The sequence below is a fragment of the Mesorhizobium sp. 2RAF45 genome (assembly GCF_052115225.1).
Taxonomy (GTDB): Bacteria; Pseudomonadota; Alphaproteobacteria; order Rhizobiales; family Rhizobiaceae; genus Mesorhizobium; species Mesorhizobium jarvisii.
This window is the reverse complement of record NZ_JBFRGG010000007.1, coordinates 1-14,084: the sequence shown is the minus strand read 5'-3', so window position 1 is coordinate 14,084 and position 14,084 is coordinate 1. Positions and strand designations below refer to the sequence as shown.

The following is a 14,084-nucleotide window of genomic DNA, read 5'->3' as shown; positions in this document are numbered from 1 at the left end:
GGGAGGGCGATGGCAGAGCCGCAACTCACTGGCCAGGCGGTCTTGAACGCGTCTGGCGCAAGGAATTTTCAGATCCGCGGGGGCGGATGCCGGGATCAGAATCCTGGCCAAGGGGCTCGTCGGTGCGGTGCGGGATACCGATCCTGGCGTCCCGCACCGACGAGATTATTTGCGTTTCTCCCCGCTCTCGTCGCGCTGTCCATGGCGCCTTGTCGAAGCCCAGCAAACCAGGCCAGCAAACCAGGGATAATCCCGTGATTGCCGAAGATCGCATCCGCGCCCTGCCGTGCTGGACCGGCGCCATCGAGATCGCCCCCCTGCCCGGCGGCCTGAGCAATGCCAATTATGTGGTCAGTGACGCTGCCGGCAAACATGTCGTGCGCTTCGGCCAGGACTACCCCTTCCACCATGTCTTCCGCGAGCGCGAGGTGATGACCGCGCGGGCTGCCCATGCCGCCGGCTTCGCACCTGCCGTGCACTATTCCGAACCCGGTATCCTGGTGACGCAGTTTCTCGGCGCCAGGACCTTCCTCGCCGAAGACGTGCGCGCCAATCTCGGCCGTGTGGCGGCTCTGCTGCGATCCTTCCATCGCGAGATGCCGAACCATGTCTCCGGCGCCGGCTTCATGTTCTGGGTGTTCCACGTCATCCGCGACTATGCGCGCACGCTCGAGGAAGGCAACAGCCGCAAGCGCAGCGACTTGCCGCGCCTGCTGACGCTGGCCGACGAGTTGGAGCGGGCGCAGAAGCTGCTGCCGATCGTCTTCGGCCATAACGATCTTTTGCCGGCCAACATTCTCGACGACGGCAACAGGCTGTGGCTGATCGATTTCGAATATGCCGGCTTCAACACGGCAATGTTCGACCTTGCCGGCGTCGCCTCGAATGCCGGCATGAGCGACGAGGAATCCTTCGCCTTCCTGACCGCCTATTTCATGAAGGAACCGGACGCGGCGATCCGCCGCTCGCACGCTGCCATGCAATGCGCCTCGCTGCTGCGCGAGGCGATGTGGAGCATGGTGTCGGAACTCTATCTGGACGCGCCCGGCATCGACTACGTCGCCTACACCGAGGAAAATCTGGTGCGACTCGACGCGGCGCTGGAAAACTACCGGACAAAATACGGGATCCTGAAATCATGACCTTGCCCAGCCAGGCCGCCATCGTCGTCATCGGCGGCGGCATTATCGGCTGCTCGACGGCCTATCATCTGGCGCGCGACCATAAGGCCGACGTCGTTCTGCTCGAACAAGGCAAGCTGACCTCGGGCTCGACCTGGCACGCCGCCGGCCTGGTCGGGCAATTGCGCTCGTCCGCCTCGATCACCCGGGTGCTCAAATACTCGGTCGACCTCTATAAGGGGCTGGAGGCCGAAACCGGCCTTGCCACCGGCTGGAAAATGACCGGCTGCCTGCGGCTCGCCACCAATGCCGACCGCTGGACCGAGTACAAAAGGCTGGCGACGACGGCGAAGAGTTTCGGCATGGACATGCATCTTTTGTCCCCGGCCGAGGTCAAGGCGATGTGGCCGCTGATGGAAACCGGCGATCTGGTCGGTGCTTCCTGGCTGCCGACCGACGGCCAGGCCAGCCCCTCCGACATCACCCAATCGCTGGCCAAGGGCGCGCGCATGCATGGCGCGAAGCTGTTCGAGAATGTCCGCGTCATTGGCTTCGAGATGAAGGGCGGCCGCATCACGGCGGTGAAGACCGATCAAGGCGACATCGCCTGCGACAAGGTGGTGAACTGCGGGGGACAATGGGCGCGGCAGGTTGGCGCCATGGCCGGCATCAACGTGCCGCTGCAGCCGGTGAAGCACCAATACATCATCACCGAGAAGATCGATGGACTGGCGACGGACGCGCCGACGCTGCGCGACCCCGACCGGCGTACCTATTTCAAGGAGGAGGTCGGCGGACTGGTGATGGGTGGCTATGAGCCGAACCCGCAGGCATGGGCGACCGATCTCCCAGGGGGCGACGTGCCCAATGACTGGGAGTTCCGGCTGTTCGACGACGACTACGACCATTTCGAGCAGCATATGACACAGGCGATCGCGCGCGTGCCGGCGCTGGAAACTGTCGGCGTCAAGCAGATGATCAACGGGCCGGAAAGCTTCACGCCGGACGGCAATTTCATCCTCGGCACGGCGCCCGAATGCGCCAACATGTTCGTCGGCGCCGGCTTCAACGCCTTCGGCATCGCCTCTGGCGGCGGCGCCGGCTGGGTGCTGGCACAATGGGTGGTCGACGGCGAGGCGCCGCTCGACCTGTGGGTGGTCGACATCAGGCGCTTTTCCAACCTGCATCGCGACCGCCAATGGGTGCGCGAGCGCACGCTGGAGGCTTATGGCAAGCATTACACGATCGGCTTCCCGCATGAGGAATATGCCAGCGGCCGGCCGCGCATCGTCTCGCCGCTTTACGGCAGGCTGAAGCAGCAGCGCGCCGTGTTCGGCTCGAAGCTCGGCTGGGAGCGGCCGAACTGGTTCGCGCCGCAAGGCGTCGAGCCGCGGGACCTCTATTCCATGGGCCGGCAGAACTGGTTTTCGGCGGTCGGCGACGAGCACAGGCATGTGCGCGAGAAGGTCGGCGTCTTCGACCAGTCGTCCTTCGCCAAATACGAATTGAGCGGACCCGACGCGGCCAAGGCGCTCGACTGGATCTGTGCCAACGACGTCAGCAAGCCGGTCGGAAGGCTGACCTACACGCAGCTTCTCAACACGCGCGGCGGCATCGAGGCCGACCTGACCGTGGCGCGGCTGGCCGAGGAGAAATTCTACATCGTCACAGGCACCGGCTTCCGCACGCATGATGCCTCGTGGATCAGCGACCATATCGGTGAGGGTCACGATGCGGAGTTGACCGATGTCACCGAGGATTTCGGCACGCTGTCGCTGATGGGTCCGCGGGCGCGCGACGTGCTCGCCGCGGTGACCGATGCCGATGTGTCGAATGCTTCGTTCCCGTTCGGCCATGTGCGCGAGATCGCCATCGCCGGCCACACGATTCGGGCGCTGCGTGTCACCTATGTCGGCGAACTCGGCTGGGAACTGCATGTGCCGATCGCCGCGACAGGCGAAGTCTTCGACGCGCTGATGGCGGCCGGCAAGACGCACGGCATCCGCCCGGTCGGCTACCGGGCGCTGGAATCGCTGCGGCTGGAAAAGGGCTACCGCGCCTGGGGATCCGACATCACACCCAACGACACGCCGCAGGAAGCCGGGCTCGGCTGGGCGGTCAAACTCAGGAAGAACACCGATTTCGTCGGACGACGCGCACTGGAGAAGGTTGTCGGCGCGCCGTTGAAGAAGCGCTTTGCCGGCTTCACGGTCGACAATCCGGAGATCGTGCTGCTCGGCCGGGAGACCATCCTGCGCAATGGCGAGCCGGTCGGCTATCTGACCAGCGGCGGCTATGGCTACACGCTGGGCAAGAACATCGGCTACGGCTATGTGCGCAACGGCGACGGAGTGAGCGACGATTTCCTCGCCGCGGGCGACTACGAGCTGGTTGTCGCAATGGAGCGGACGCCCGCCAGAATCCATCTCGAGCCGATGTTCGACCCGACAGCGGGGAGGGTAAAAGCCTAGTTCACCCGCAAGGCGAGGCCGCGGCTGGGCACGGTGTCGGCTTCGCCCGGCATCGAGACGTAAGGGCGCGTTTCCTCGGCACGGGTGACGACGCCTTGTGCTTCGAGTTCGGCGATGCGTGCGGCAAAACCCTGATCCCACAGCGTGTTCTTGACCGTCAGCACGATGATCCCGCCGGGGCGGCAGATACGGATCAGCTCATCCAGCCCTTCGACGCCGACATGGCCTGAAGTGAAGACACCGGCCGAGACGATCCCGGCATAAGCATCGTCGGCAAAGGGAAGCGTGCCGCCGAGCGCGAGGCAATGCAGCGCGGAATAGACACCCTTGCGGGCGGCCTGATCCAGCATGCCTTGCGAGATGTCCAGCGCCTCGACTTCAGGATAGCCTGATATATCGAGCCATTCGCCGATGAGCCCGGTGCCCGCGCCTGCATCGAGCAACGGCGTCGCGCCGCGCGGCAGATGGCGGGTCAGCAGAGCCAGACAGATCGTCGGATGACGATAACCGGCGGCCGACATGTCGGTGTCATAGGTCTGCGACCAGCGGTCATAGAGTGCGGCCACCTCCTCCGGGCGTTTGGCTGCGTAGGCCGCGCTGAGCGCGTCCAAATGTTTACCGTCCGTCATCGCTGCTGTGTCGCCTGATCGAGTTGCCTTTGATCGGATGATAGCCAAACGACGAAAATTGTGGAACCGTTGCAGAGAGATATAACGGCGTGGGGGCGCGGGCATGGTGACAGACGAAGCGCGGGCAAAGCTGGCCGCCATTCCCATGCTTGCCGACTATACCGGGCCGCTGGAGCGACTTGGCGGCCTCACCAATCTCGTCTTCAGGGCCGGCGATCTCTGCCTGCGCATTCCAGGCAAAGGTACTGAGGAATACATCAACCGCGCCAACGAAGCGGTGGCCGCGCGCGAGGCGGCTAAAGCCGGCGTCAGCCCGCAAGTGCTGCATGCCGACGCCGATACCGGCGTGATGGTGACGCGCTTCATCGCGGGCGCGCAGACCATGTCGCCGGAGAAATTCAGGGAGAGGGCGGGCAGCCCCGCCCGGGCCGGCGAAGCCTTCCGCAAGCTGCACGCGTCCGGTGCGGTGTTCCCCTTCCGCTTCGAACTGTTTTCGATGATCGACGACTATCTCAAGGTGCTGTCGACCAAGGACGTCACCCTGCCAGCCGGCTATCACGACGTGGTGCGCGAGGCCGGCAGCGTGCGCTCGGCGCTTGCCGCCCATCCGCTCCCCCTCGTCGCTTGCCACTGCGATCCGCTGTGCGAGAACTTCCTCGATACGGGCGAGCGGATGTGGATCGTCGACTGGGAATATTCGGGGATGAACGACCCGCTCTGGGATCTCGGCGACCTCAGCGTGGAAGGCAAGTTCGATGCGGACCAGGACGAAGAGCTGATGCGCGCCTATTTCGGCGGCGAGGCGCGGCCGGCGGAGCGCGGCCGCGTCGTCATCTACAAGGCCATGTGCGATCTGCTCTGGACGCTGTGGGGGCTGATCCAGCTTGCCAACGAAAATCCCGTTGACGATTTCCGGGCCTATGCCGACGGCCGCTTCGCCCGCTGCAAGGCGTTGATGGAGACGCCGGAGTTTTCACGGCACCTGGCGGCTGTGCGTACGGGTTAAAGCAATTCCATGCGGCAGGAGCTCCAGCCTACCTAAAAACCCTCTCTATTTCAGTCAAAGTCACCGTGTCGTCAGACCTTTTGCAATACCAAATGATCAGCGCGATGGGACCGATGGGGAAAAATCCAGCAAGGAGTTGATGCCAACCGCTTCTGTTGATGTCATGCAGCCGGCGAGCGGTCATGGCAAGCGTCGGCAGAAGGATGGCAAGATTCCAGATCGATGAGATGATTTCATTCTTCACGATGGCATCGACTATGACAAGAACGATACCGACAATGAAAATGAAGAGGTAGGAATACCAGAACTCCGAGCGGCTGGCCCTGCCGGAAAAATTCACATAATTTCGAAAGAAGCTTGAAACTGCTTCACCGAAATTCATCGAAGGCGGCATTTCTCCGAATCGGTTCGCACCGGCTGGCGCTGCTCTTAGAACAAACACCAGCGGCAAGCCGATCAGGATCAAAACGATCAGCCAATGCCATATGGAAAAACTTCCCATCATCACCCCCTCTGTCGCAGTTTTCTTGAGATGTTGATTCAGCCTCTCCCAGGCAAGAATCAATCCCGTATAGCGCCCGAAAGGCAACGTACACGGCAAAGTATCGATGTAAATATCGGATTTTCTGACCGGAAACTCCAACAATTCCGGATGATAGCCTTCGGCCGCTAGATGCGGAGCTTTGAAAAGGCTGCGTGTGACGTGCCGTATGCTTTGCTTGGCTGCAATCGCGGACGGAAAGCCTTCTCGCACTTTCCTGGAACCGCTTTAATTCACGCCCTTCGGCACGTTTTCGGGCGGCACCGTGGTGTCGACCACCTTCTGGCGGTGGAAAATGAACAGGCCGGCCAGAACGATGATGCCGGAGCCGATCAGGATGCGCGGACCGGGGACGTCGCCGAAGAACACCAGCCCGAACACCACGGCCCACAGGAGCAGCGTGTAGTGCAGCGGCGCCAGCGTCGAGGCCGGGGCCAGCTTGAGCGCCCGCGTGATCATCAGATGGGCACTGCAGGAAACGATGCCGAGCAGCAGCATGGCGCCTAAATCGAGCACCGACGGCGTTTGCCAGGCGCCGATGGTCAGCACGCCGCCGACCAGCAGCGTGCCGATCGTCTGCCATGTCACCAGATTGGTGTCGCTGGTGCCGCGCAGGCGCCGGTTGAGGATGATGGCGAAAGCAAAGGCGATGCTGCCGGCGAGCGCGAAGCTCGACGACAGCGAGAACGCCGCAGAGGACGGCTTCAGCATGATCACCACGCCGCAGAAGCCGAGCAGGATCGCCACCCAGCGGCGCCAGCCGACCTTTTCGCCGAGCAACAGGTGCGAGAGCGCCGCGACATAGATCGGTCCCGCCATGTAGAAACTCATGACGTCGGCAAGCGGCAGATAGACGACCGCGGCATAGAAAAGTGCGGTGTCGAGCGTGGTCATGACGACACGCAAGATCTGCAGTTCAGGGCGTTCCATGCGAAACAGCTTGGCCGCACCCTGATGCGCAATCATCGGCCCGAGAACGAAGAAGGCGCCTATGGAGCGGATCAGCACCACCTGGCCGACGGAAAAGCTGGCGACCAGCCACTTGCCCATCGCATCGTTCAGCGCAAACAGGAAGTCGCCGGCCAGCATCAGCAGAATGCCGGCCAGAAGCACGTTCCTGATCGTGGAATTCTGCGCAACGGGTTGCGTCATGCCGATCCCGATTCCTCCCTCGCCTAAGTCGCGTCGTAGACGGAAGCGGCGGCTTTGACGAGAAGAATCCGGGAAATCGCGAGACCAGGACCGGGAATCGGCTGGGCCTACGTGGCTTTGTGCCTGCGGTTGACCAGCGCCGGCCGGCCCGAAATGGAAAGCCTTGTATCCTGCCGCGTCCGTTCCGCCACCACCTTGCCCCTGGCGATGACGCAGATGCGCTCGGCGCGCAGGCGCAGGGCCTCGATCGGATTGCCGGCGTCGAGGATGACAAGGCTGGCGCGCTTGCCGACGGCGAGGCCGAGGTGGTCGAGACCCATGATGGCGGCGTTGACGTTGGTGACCATGTCGAAGCAGCGCGCCATGTCGGCCGGGCTCGACATCTGCGCGACGTGCAGGCCCATGAAGGCGACGTCGAGCATGTCGGCGGTGCCCAGCGAATACCAGGGATCGAGCACGCAATCCTGACCCCAGCCGACACGGATGCCGATCGCCTGCATCTCCTTGACCCGGGTCAGGCCGCGGCGCTTCGGGAATGTATCGTGGCGGCCCTGCAGCATGATGTTGATCAGCGGATTGGGGATAGCCGAAACGCCGGCCTCGGCGATCAGCGGCAGCAGCTTCGAGACATAGTAATTGTCCATCGAATGCATCGAGGTGAGGTGCGAGCCGGCCACCTTGCCCTGCAGGCCAAGGCGCTGCGTTTCATAGGCCAGTTGCTCGATGTGGCGCGACAGCGGGTCGTCGGTCTCGTCGCAATGCAGGTCGACCATCAGGCCACGTTTGGCCGCGATCTCGCACAGTTCTGTCACCGAGCGCGTGCCGTCGGCCATGGTACGCTCGAAATGCGGAATGCCGCCGACGATATCGACGCCCATGTCCAGCGCACGGATTGTGTTTTCACGCGCCTTCGGCGAGCGGTAGAAACCGTCCTGCGGAAAGGCCACGAGCTGGAGGTCGATATAGGGCGCGATCGTTTTCTTGACGTCGAGCAGGGCCTCGACCGCCAGCAGCCTGTCGTCGCAGACGTCGACATGGGTGCGGATGGCCAGCACGCCCATCGACACCGCCCAGTCGCAATAGGCGAGCGCCCGGTCGCGCACCGCCTCATGCGTCAAAAGCGGCTTCAGCTCACCCCATAGCGCAATGCCTTCCAGCAGCGTGCCCGAGGCGTTGATGCGCGGAATACCATAGGACAGCGTGGCATCCATGTGGAAATGCGGATCGACAAAGGGGGGCGAGACCAGATTCCCGCTGGCATCGACCTCGGTCCGGGCGGAACCCTGCAATTCGGGCTCGATCGCCGCGATCGTCTCGTCGCTAATGCCGATATCGGCAATCCTGCCATCCGGCAGCGTGCCACCACGAACGATAAGGTCGAAATCCATCTGTCGTCATCTCGCCTGAAGAATCACTTTGCCATGGTGTCCCAAAAGACCGCATGACGCAGCGGTTTCTTTCCAGAAGCCTCCAATGGTTCCATCCGGGGACAACTCCCTCTATAAGCCGCCTTCGTCATTCCGCCACCAAGGATCGGCCTTTGTTTCGTTTCTTCCGCTCGACGGAAAACCAGCGCCTCGTCGCAAGGCTGGTCAGGGAATCGTTCCGGGAGCATATGTTCGGATATGGCGCGGCCATTCTTTCGATGCTGGTGGTGGCCGGCATGACCGCCGCCAGCGCCTGGATCCTGCGCGAAATCACCAATGAATTCGTGATCGACAAACGGGTCGACCGCGTCAACATGATTGCCGCGGCGGTCGCCGGGATCTTCATCCTCAAGGGCCTCGCCAATTTCGTCCAGGCCTATTTCATGAGCCGCGTCGGCAATGCCATCATCGCCGACCGGCAGCGCAAGATCTACGACCGCATCCTGGCGCAAGGCATCGAATTCTACCATTCGACCTCGTCATCCGATCTGATCACCCGCATGACCAACAATGCCCAGGCGGCACGCAACGTGCTCGACCTGATCGTGACCTCCTATGTGCGCGATCTGGTGACCCTGCTTGCCTTGATTGGTGTCATGGTCTGGCAGCAGCCGGTGCTGTCGCTGATCTGCTTCGTCGCCGGGCCTGTGGCCATCTATGGCGTCAACCGCATCCTGAAGCGTGTGCGCAAGTTCGCCGCCATGGAGTTCCGCTCGGTTGGCCAGATCATTCAGGTGATGCAGGAAACCGCTATCGGCGTGCGCGTAGTCAAATCCTTCAATCTCGAAAGCTTGATGCGCAAGCGCATGTACAAGGCGGTGGCAGACGTCGAGGATCGGGCCAACAACATTGCCGCGCTGGAAGCGGTGACCAGCCCGGTGATGGAGACGCTGGCCGGGCTGGCGATCGCCGGCGCCGTCATGGTCAGCGGCTTGCTGGTTCTGCAGGGCGGCCAGATGCCTGGCAACATCATGGCGTTCATCGCGGCGCTGCTGCTCGCCTATGAACCGGCAAAGCGCCTGGCGCGCGTGCGCATCTCACTGGAAAGCGGCATTGTCGGCGTGCGCATGATGTTCCAGCTCGCCGACGAGCCGCTGACACTGGCCGAGAAGCCCGATGCAAAGCCGCTTCGGACTGGACCGGGCGAGATCCGGTTCGATGCCGTCAGCTTCGCCTATCAGAACGGTCCGCCGGTGCTCGACCGGTTCGACCTGACCCTTGAAGCGGGCAAGATGACGGCGCTGGTCGGGCCTTCCGGCGGCGGCAAGTCGACGATCCTGAACCTGATCATGCGCATGTATGACCCGAACAGCGGCAAGGTCTTGCTCGACGGCCAGGACATTTCCCATGCCACGCTCGCTTCACTGCGGGAAAAGATCGCCTATGTCAGCCAGGACACGTTCCTGTTTGCCGGCACCATCATGCACAACATCCGGCTTGGGCGGCAGGACGCGACTGATGATGAGGTGATCGCCGCGGCCAAGGCCGCCAACGCGCATGACTTCATCATGGCGCAGGCGAAGGGCTACGAGACCGATGTCGGCGAGAATGGCGGCCTCTTGTCGGGCGGTCAGCGCCAACGCATCTCGATCGCGCGCGCCATGCTGCGCAATGCCAAAATACTGCTGCTGGACGAGGCGACCAGCGCGCTCGACGCCGAATCCGAAGCGCTGTTCCGCGACGCGCTGCAGCAGCTGACCCAAGGCCGCACGACGATCGTCATCGCCCACCGCCTGTCGACCGTGCACCAGGCCGACACGATCGTCGTGCTGGAGGGCGGCAAGGTGGTGGAGAGCGGGCCGCATCGTGCTCTGCTCACGCAGGGCGGGCTTTACCAGAAGCTTTATGAATATCAGCTGATGCCATAGTGCCGCCTCTTCCTTCCCCCCTTGTGGGGGAAGGTGGATCGGCGCGCAGCGCCGAGACGGATGAGGGGTGTTCCAGCGGAGTGAGGCGTTAGCGTTCCCTGGAACACCCCTCATCCGTCGCCTTCGGCGACACCTTCTCCCACAAGGGGAGAAGGAAGAACCGCGCTACTCCGGCACGTGCCGCACCGCGCCCTTGTCGGCGCTGGTGGCGAAGGCGGCGTAGGCGCGCAATGCGGTCGTCACCTTGCGCTTGCGCTTTTCCTCGGGCTTCCATGCCAGGACGCCCTTGGCTTCCATCGCCGCCCGGCGGCTGTCGAGTTCGGCGTCGCTGACGGCGAGGCGGATGGTGCGGTTGGGGATGTCGATCTCGATCGTGTCACCCTCCTGCACCAGTCCGATCGTGCCGCCTTCGGCGGCTTCCGGCGACGCATGGCCGATCGACAGGCCCGACGTGCCGCCGGAGAAACGGCCGTCGGTGACCAGTGCGCAGGCCTTGCCGAGGCCCTTCGACTTCAGATAGCTGGTCGGGTAGAGCATCTCCTGCATGCCGGGGCCGCCACGCGGGCCCTCATAGCGGATGACGACGACGTCGCCTGCCTTGATCTCGTTGGAAAGGATTGCCTTGACCGAAGCGTCCTGGCTTTCGAACACCCGCGCCGGGCCGGTGAATTTCAGGATCGACTCATCGACGCCGGCCGTCTTCACGATGCAGCCGTCGAGCGCCAGATTGCCTTTCAGCACGGCAAGGCCGCCATCCCTAGAGAACGGCGTTTCCGCCGAACGGATGACACCCTTTTCACGATCGAGATCGAGATCGTCCCAGCGGCGGTCCTGGCTGAAGGCGACCTGTGTCGGCACGCCGCCGGGCGCGGCAAGGAAGAAGTCGCGGACATTCTGGCTGGAGGTGCGGGAAATATCCCAATGGTCGAGCGCCTCGCCGAGGCTTGATGTGTGCACGGTCGGCAGGTCGCGGTTGATCAGCCCGGCATTGTCGAGCTGGCCGAGGATGGCCATGATGCCGCCGGCGCGATGAACGTCTTCCATGTGGACGTCGGACTTGGCCGGCGCGACCTTGCAGAGCACCGGAACCCGCCGCGACAGCCGGTCGATGTCCTCCATCGTGAAATCGACCTCGCCCTCATGGGCGGCCGCCAAAATGTGCAGCACGGTGTTGGTCGAGCCGCCCATGGCGATGTCGAGCGTCATGGCGTTTTCGAAGGCGCCCTTCGACGCGATGCTGCGCGGCAGTGCCGTCTCGTCATCCTGCTCGTAATAGCGCTGGGCGAGATCGACGACGAGATGGCCAGCCTCGACGAACAGCCGCTTGCGGTCGGCATGCGTGGCCAATGTCGAGCCGTTGCCCGGCAGCGACAGTCCGAGCGCCTCGGTCAGGCAGTTCATGGAATTGGCGGTGAACATGCCCGAGCAGGAGCCGCAAGTCGGACAGGCCGAGCGCTCGATGACCTTGACGTCCTCGTCGGAGATCTTGTCGTCGGCGGCCGCGACCATGGCGTCGACCAGGTCGAGCGCCTGCGTCTTGCCGGCCAGCACCACCTTGCCGGCTTCCATCGGCCCGCCGGAGACGAAGACGGTCGGAATGTTGAGGCGCAGCGACGCCATCAGCATGCCGGGGGTGATCTTGTCGCAATTGGAGATGCAGACCATGGCGTCGGCGCAGTGCGCATTGACCATGTATTCGACGGAATCGGCGATCAGCTCGCGCGACGGCAGAGAATAGAGCATGCCGTCATGGCCCATGGCGATGCCGTCATCGACCGCGATGGTGTTGAATTCCTTGGCAACGCCGCCGGCCTTCTCGATCTCGCGTGCCACCAGTTGGCCGAGGTCCTTCAAATGCACATGGCCCGGCACGAACTGGGTGAAGGAATTGACCACGGCGATAATCGGCTTGCCGAAATCGGAATCCTTCATGCCGGTGGCGCGCCAAAGGCCGCGTGCGCCGGCCATGTTGCGGCCATGGGTGGTGGTGCGGGAGCGATAGGCAGGCATGTTTTTTCCTTGGTGGCTGGCCTCGGCCCGGGAATGGCGCGGCGGAGCTGAATTCGGATCGCTGGCTTTATAGACGCGCAAGTATGGTCTGGCCACATTTTTGCAATGCGCCACGAAATCCGAATGGACGTTGACGAGCGGAGCTCGCGTGTATATAGCCAATCAGGTATATACCCTTTTGGCTATGGACATCCGATGAACCAGCTGGACGCCACTTTTGCCGCACTCGCCGATCCGACGCGCCGCGCCATCCTGGCACGGCTCATCCAGGGCGAAGCATCCGTGATGGAACTCGCCGAGCCCTTCGCGATGAGCCAGCCCTCGATTTCCAAGCATCTCAAGGTGCTGGAAAACGCCGGGCTGATTTCGCGTGGCCGCGACGCGCAGCGCCGGCCCTGCCGGTTGGAAGCAAAACCGTTGGCAGAGGCCAATGACTGGCTGGAGCGCTATCGCAAGATCTGGGAAGGCAACTTCCAGCGCCTCGACGCGTTGCTCGGCGCGATGAAGGCCGAGAAAGCCCCCGACAGTACCGACCAATAGCCAGAAAGAATCGCGGCCTGTGTCGGATCACCGGCCTGCCGCACGTCCTTTGGCAAATAGGAGGAGGACCATCATGAGCACCACAACCTTGCCGGGTTCGACCGTCGCCACGCTGACGGTGACAACGCCTAGCGACCGCGAGGTCCAGATCACCCGCATCTTCGACGCGTCGCGGCCGATGGTCTTCGACTGCTGGACGGTACCCGAGTTGCTGAAGGGCTGGCTGCACGGCCCCGATGGCTGGCGGCTGGCGGTCTGCGAAATCGATCTCAGGGTTGGCGGCGCCACGCGCTACGTCTGGCAGCACCGCGATGGCCGCAGCATGGGCATGAGCGGCGCCTATCGCGAAATCGTGCGGCCAGCCAGGATCGTCGCCACCGAACTGTTCGACGAGGACTGGACCGGTGGCGAAACCATAGGGACCGTGGTCTTCACCGAACAGGCCGGAAAAACGCTGCTGACGCAGACGGTGCTTTACGCCTCGCAAGCGGCCCGCGACGGCGCGCTCGGCACCGGCATGACTCGCGGCATGGGCGAGAGCTATGCCCAGCTCGACGCCTACCTTGCTTCCCTGCAGGACGCTGCCAAGGGCGCCGCCTGACGCTTCCTTCACCCCAAGCACCCCGAAGAGAAACGAGGAGAAACGCATGCAGAAGATCACCACCTTCCTGTGGTTCGACGGACAGGCCGAGGAGGCGATGAACCATTACATGTCCATCTTCAAGAATTCGAAGGAGCTGAGCGTGACGCGTTGGCCCAAGGGCCACGCTGATGAGGGCAAGGTGGTGGTGGCCTCGTTCGAACTCGACGGTGTCCCGTTCCTGGCGCTCAATGGCGGACCACAATACAAGTTCACCGAGGCGATCTCACTGTCGATCGACTGCAAGACGCAGGAAGAAGTCGATCATTTCTGGACCAGGCTCACGGAGGGTGGCGGCGAACCAGGACCCTGTGGCTGGCTGAAGGACAAATTCGGCGTTTCCTGGCAGGTCGTGCCGGAGCAGCTGCCGCGCCTGCTCGGGGATGCGGACCGCGCCAAGGCCGGCCGGGCGATGAATGCGATGATGCAGATGGGCAAGATCGACATCGCCAAGCTCGAAGAGGCGGCGAAGGGGTGAGAAGCGCGCGATCTTTCCTTCTCCCCCTGAGGGAGAAGGTGGATCGGCGCGCAGCGCCGAGACGGATGAGCGACTATCTGAGGTGTCAAGTTGCATTTGCGAATTCGTTACGCGCGTCGCGTGCTTTTGCATTGAGAATGACGAGCAGCTTGCGGGCGAGCGCAATGCGGATGACCATTTTCTCCTTTCCGGCAGTCTGCA

At 63.1% G+C, this 14,084-nt stretch carries 12 protein-coding genes and 1 pseudogene; 7 read left to right on the top strand and 6 right to left on the bottom strand.

The genetic code is table 11. The annotated features are described in order from the left end of the window. Positions 1–254 precede the first annotated feature (254 nt). On the top strand, positions 255–1,142 hold the full coding sequence (locus AB4Z43_RS19415) for a phosphotransferase family protein (RefSeq protein ID WP_019862935.1): 888 nt from the start codon (positions 255–257) through the stop codon (positions 1,140–1,142). Further along, positions 1,139–3,592, top strand: a complete 2,454-nt coding sequence (locus AB4Z43_RS19410) for a GcvT family protein (protein ID WP_069090887.1) — start codon at positions 1,139–1,141, stop codon at positions 3,590–3,592. The genes AB4Z43_RS19415 and AB4Z43_RS19410 overlap by 4 nt, the downstream gene beginning before the upstream one ends. Here AB4Z43_RS19410 and AB4Z43_RS19405 read toward each other — a convergent pair. Then, positions 3,589–4,221 (bottom strand): class I SAM-dependent DNA methyltransferase, encoded by a 633-nt coding sequence (locus AB4Z43_RS19405; protein WP_019862933.1) that lies wholly within the window; start codon positions 4,219–4,221, stop codon positions 3,589–3,591. The genes AB4Z43_RS19410 and AB4Z43_RS19405 overlap by 4 nt on opposite strands. 103 nt (positions 4,222–4,324) lie before the next feature. Here AB4Z43_RS19405 and AB4Z43_RS19400 point away from each other — a divergent pair, with 103 nt between their 5' ends. Then, positions 4,325–5,227: a phosphotransferase family protein gene (locus AB4Z43_RS19400; protein ID WP_019862932.1), complete on the top strand. Its 903-nt coding sequence runs from the start codon at positions 4,325–4,327 to the stop codon at positions 5,225–5,227. A gap of 28 nt (positions 5,228–5,255) precedes the next feature. Here AB4Z43_RS19400 and AB4Z43_RS19395 read toward each other — a convergent pair whose 3' ends face one another. The 3 genes from AB4Z43_RS19395 to AB4Z43_RS19385 form a co-directional block, all read right to left on the bottom strand. Continuing rightward, a complete protein-coding gene (locus tag AB4Z43_RS19395) occupies positions 5,256–5,729 on the bottom strand; it encodes a DUF805 domain-containing protein (protein ID WP_441938825.1) in 474 nt (157 codons plus the stop codon). Positions 5,730–5,996: 267 nt separating this feature from the next. Further along, complete coding sequence (locus AB4Z43_RS19390; RefSeq protein ID WP_441938752.1) at positions 5,997–6,920, bottom strand: DMT family transporter; 924 nt, start codon at positions 6,918–6,920, stop codon at positions 5,997–5,999. Between the two features lie 107 nt (positions 6,921–7,027). Continuing rightward, positions 7,028–8,308, bottom strand: a complete 1,281-nt coding sequence (locus AB4Z43_RS19385) for an amidohydrolase family protein (RefSeq protein ID WP_441938751.1) — start codon at positions 8,306–8,308, stop codon at positions 7,028–7,030. A 152-nt stretch (positions 8,309–8,460) separates the two neighbouring features. Here AB4Z43_RS19385 and AB4Z43_RS19380 point away from each other — a divergent pair, with 152 nt between their 5' ends. Continuing rightward, the gene (locus AB4Z43_RS19380; RefSeq protein WP_038651860.1) at positions 8,461–10,215 is read left to right on the top strand and encodes an ABC transporter ATP-binding protein; all 1,755 of its coding nucleotides are present in this window, start codon (positions 8,461–8,463) and stop codon (positions 10,213–10,215) included. Positions 10,216–10,380: 165 nt separating this feature from the next. On the opposite strand, the gene ilvD is transcribed toward AB4Z43_RS19380, so the two are convergent. Continuing rightward, positions 10,381–12,225, bottom strand: a complete 1,845-nt coding sequence (gene ilvD / locus AB4Z43_RS19375; RefSeq protein WP_069090883.1) for a dihydroxy-acid dehydratase — start codon at positions 12,223–12,225, stop codon at positions 10,381–10,383. 195 nt (positions 12,226–12,420) lie between these two features. Here ilvD and AB4Z43_RS19370 point away from each other — a divergent pair, with 195 nt between their 5' ends. The 3 genes from AB4Z43_RS19370 (at position 12,421) to AB4Z43_RS19360 (ending at position 13,883) form a co-directional block, all read left to right on the top strand. Then, positions 12,421–12,765, top strand: a complete 345-nt coding sequence (locus AB4Z43_RS19370) for an ArsR/SmtB family transcription factor (RefSeq protein WP_184877243.1) — start codon at positions 12,421–12,423, stop codon at positions 12,763–12,765. Between the two features lie 73 nt (positions 12,766–12,838). Next, positions 12,839–13,366 (top strand): SRPBCC family protein, encoded by a 528-nt coding sequence (locus AB4Z43_RS19365; RefSeq protein WP_441938750.1) that lies wholly within the window; start codon positions 12,839–12,841, stop codon positions 13,364–13,366. Between the two features lie 46 nt (positions 13,367–13,412). Beyond that, positions 13,413–13,883, top strand: a complete 471-nt coding sequence (locus AB4Z43_RS19360; protein ID WP_441938749.1) for a VOC family protein — start codon at positions 13,413–13,415, stop codon at positions 13,881–13,883. A gap of 85 nt (positions 13,884–13,968) precedes the next feature. Here AB4Z43_RS19360 and AB4Z43_RS19355 read toward each other — a convergent pair. Further along, positions 13,969–14,084, bottom strand: a pseudogene (locus AB4Z43_RS19355) (IS110 family transposase); the annotation flags it as partial.

What these genes read in the sequence shown, in the direction of transcription:
- AB4Z43_RS19410 (WP_069090887.1), top strand. Translation starts at nt 1,139, where the DNA reads ATGACCTTGCCCAGCCAGGCCGCCATCGTCGTCATCGGCGGCGGCATT.
- AB4Z43_RS19405 (WP_019862933.1), bottom strand. Translation starts at nt 4,221, where the DNA reads ATGACGGACGGTAAACATTTGGACGCGCTCAGCGCGGCCTACGCAGCC.
- AB4Z43_RS19400 (WP_019862932.1), top strand. Translation starts at nt 4,325, where the DNA reads ATGGTGACAGACGAAGCGCGGGCAAAGCTGGCCGCCATTCCCATGCTT.
- AB4Z43_RS19395 (WP_441938825.1), bottom strand. Translation starts at nt 5,729, where the DNA reads ATGGGAAGTTTTTCCATATGGCATTGGCTGATCGTTTTGATCCTGATC.
- AB4Z43_RS19390 (WP_441938752.1), bottom strand. Translation starts at nt 6,920, where the DNA reads ATGACGCAACCCGTTGCGCAGAATTCCACGATCAGGAACGTGCTTCTG.
- AB4Z43_RS19385 (WP_441938751.1), bottom strand. Translation starts at nt 8,308, where the DNA reads ATGGATTTCGACCTTATCGTTCGTGGTGGCACGCTGCCGGATGGCAGG.
- ilvD (WP_069090883.1), bottom strand. Translation starts at nt 12,225, where the DNA reads ATGCCTGCCTATCGCTCCCGCACCACCACCCATGGCCGCAACATGGCC.
- AB4Z43_RS19370 (WP_184877243.1), top strand. Translation starts at nt 12,421, where the DNA reads ATGAACCAGCTGGACGCCACTTTTGCCGCACTCGCCGATCCGACGCGC.
- AB4Z43_RS19365 (WP_441938750.1), top strand. Translation starts at nt 12,839, where the DNA reads ATGAGCACCACAACCTTGCCGGGTTCGACCGTCGCCACGCTGACGGTG.
- AB4Z43_RS19360 (WP_441938749.1), top strand. Translation starts at nt 13,413, where the DNA reads ATGCAGAAGATCACCACCTTCCTGTGGTTCGACGGACAGGCCGAGGAG.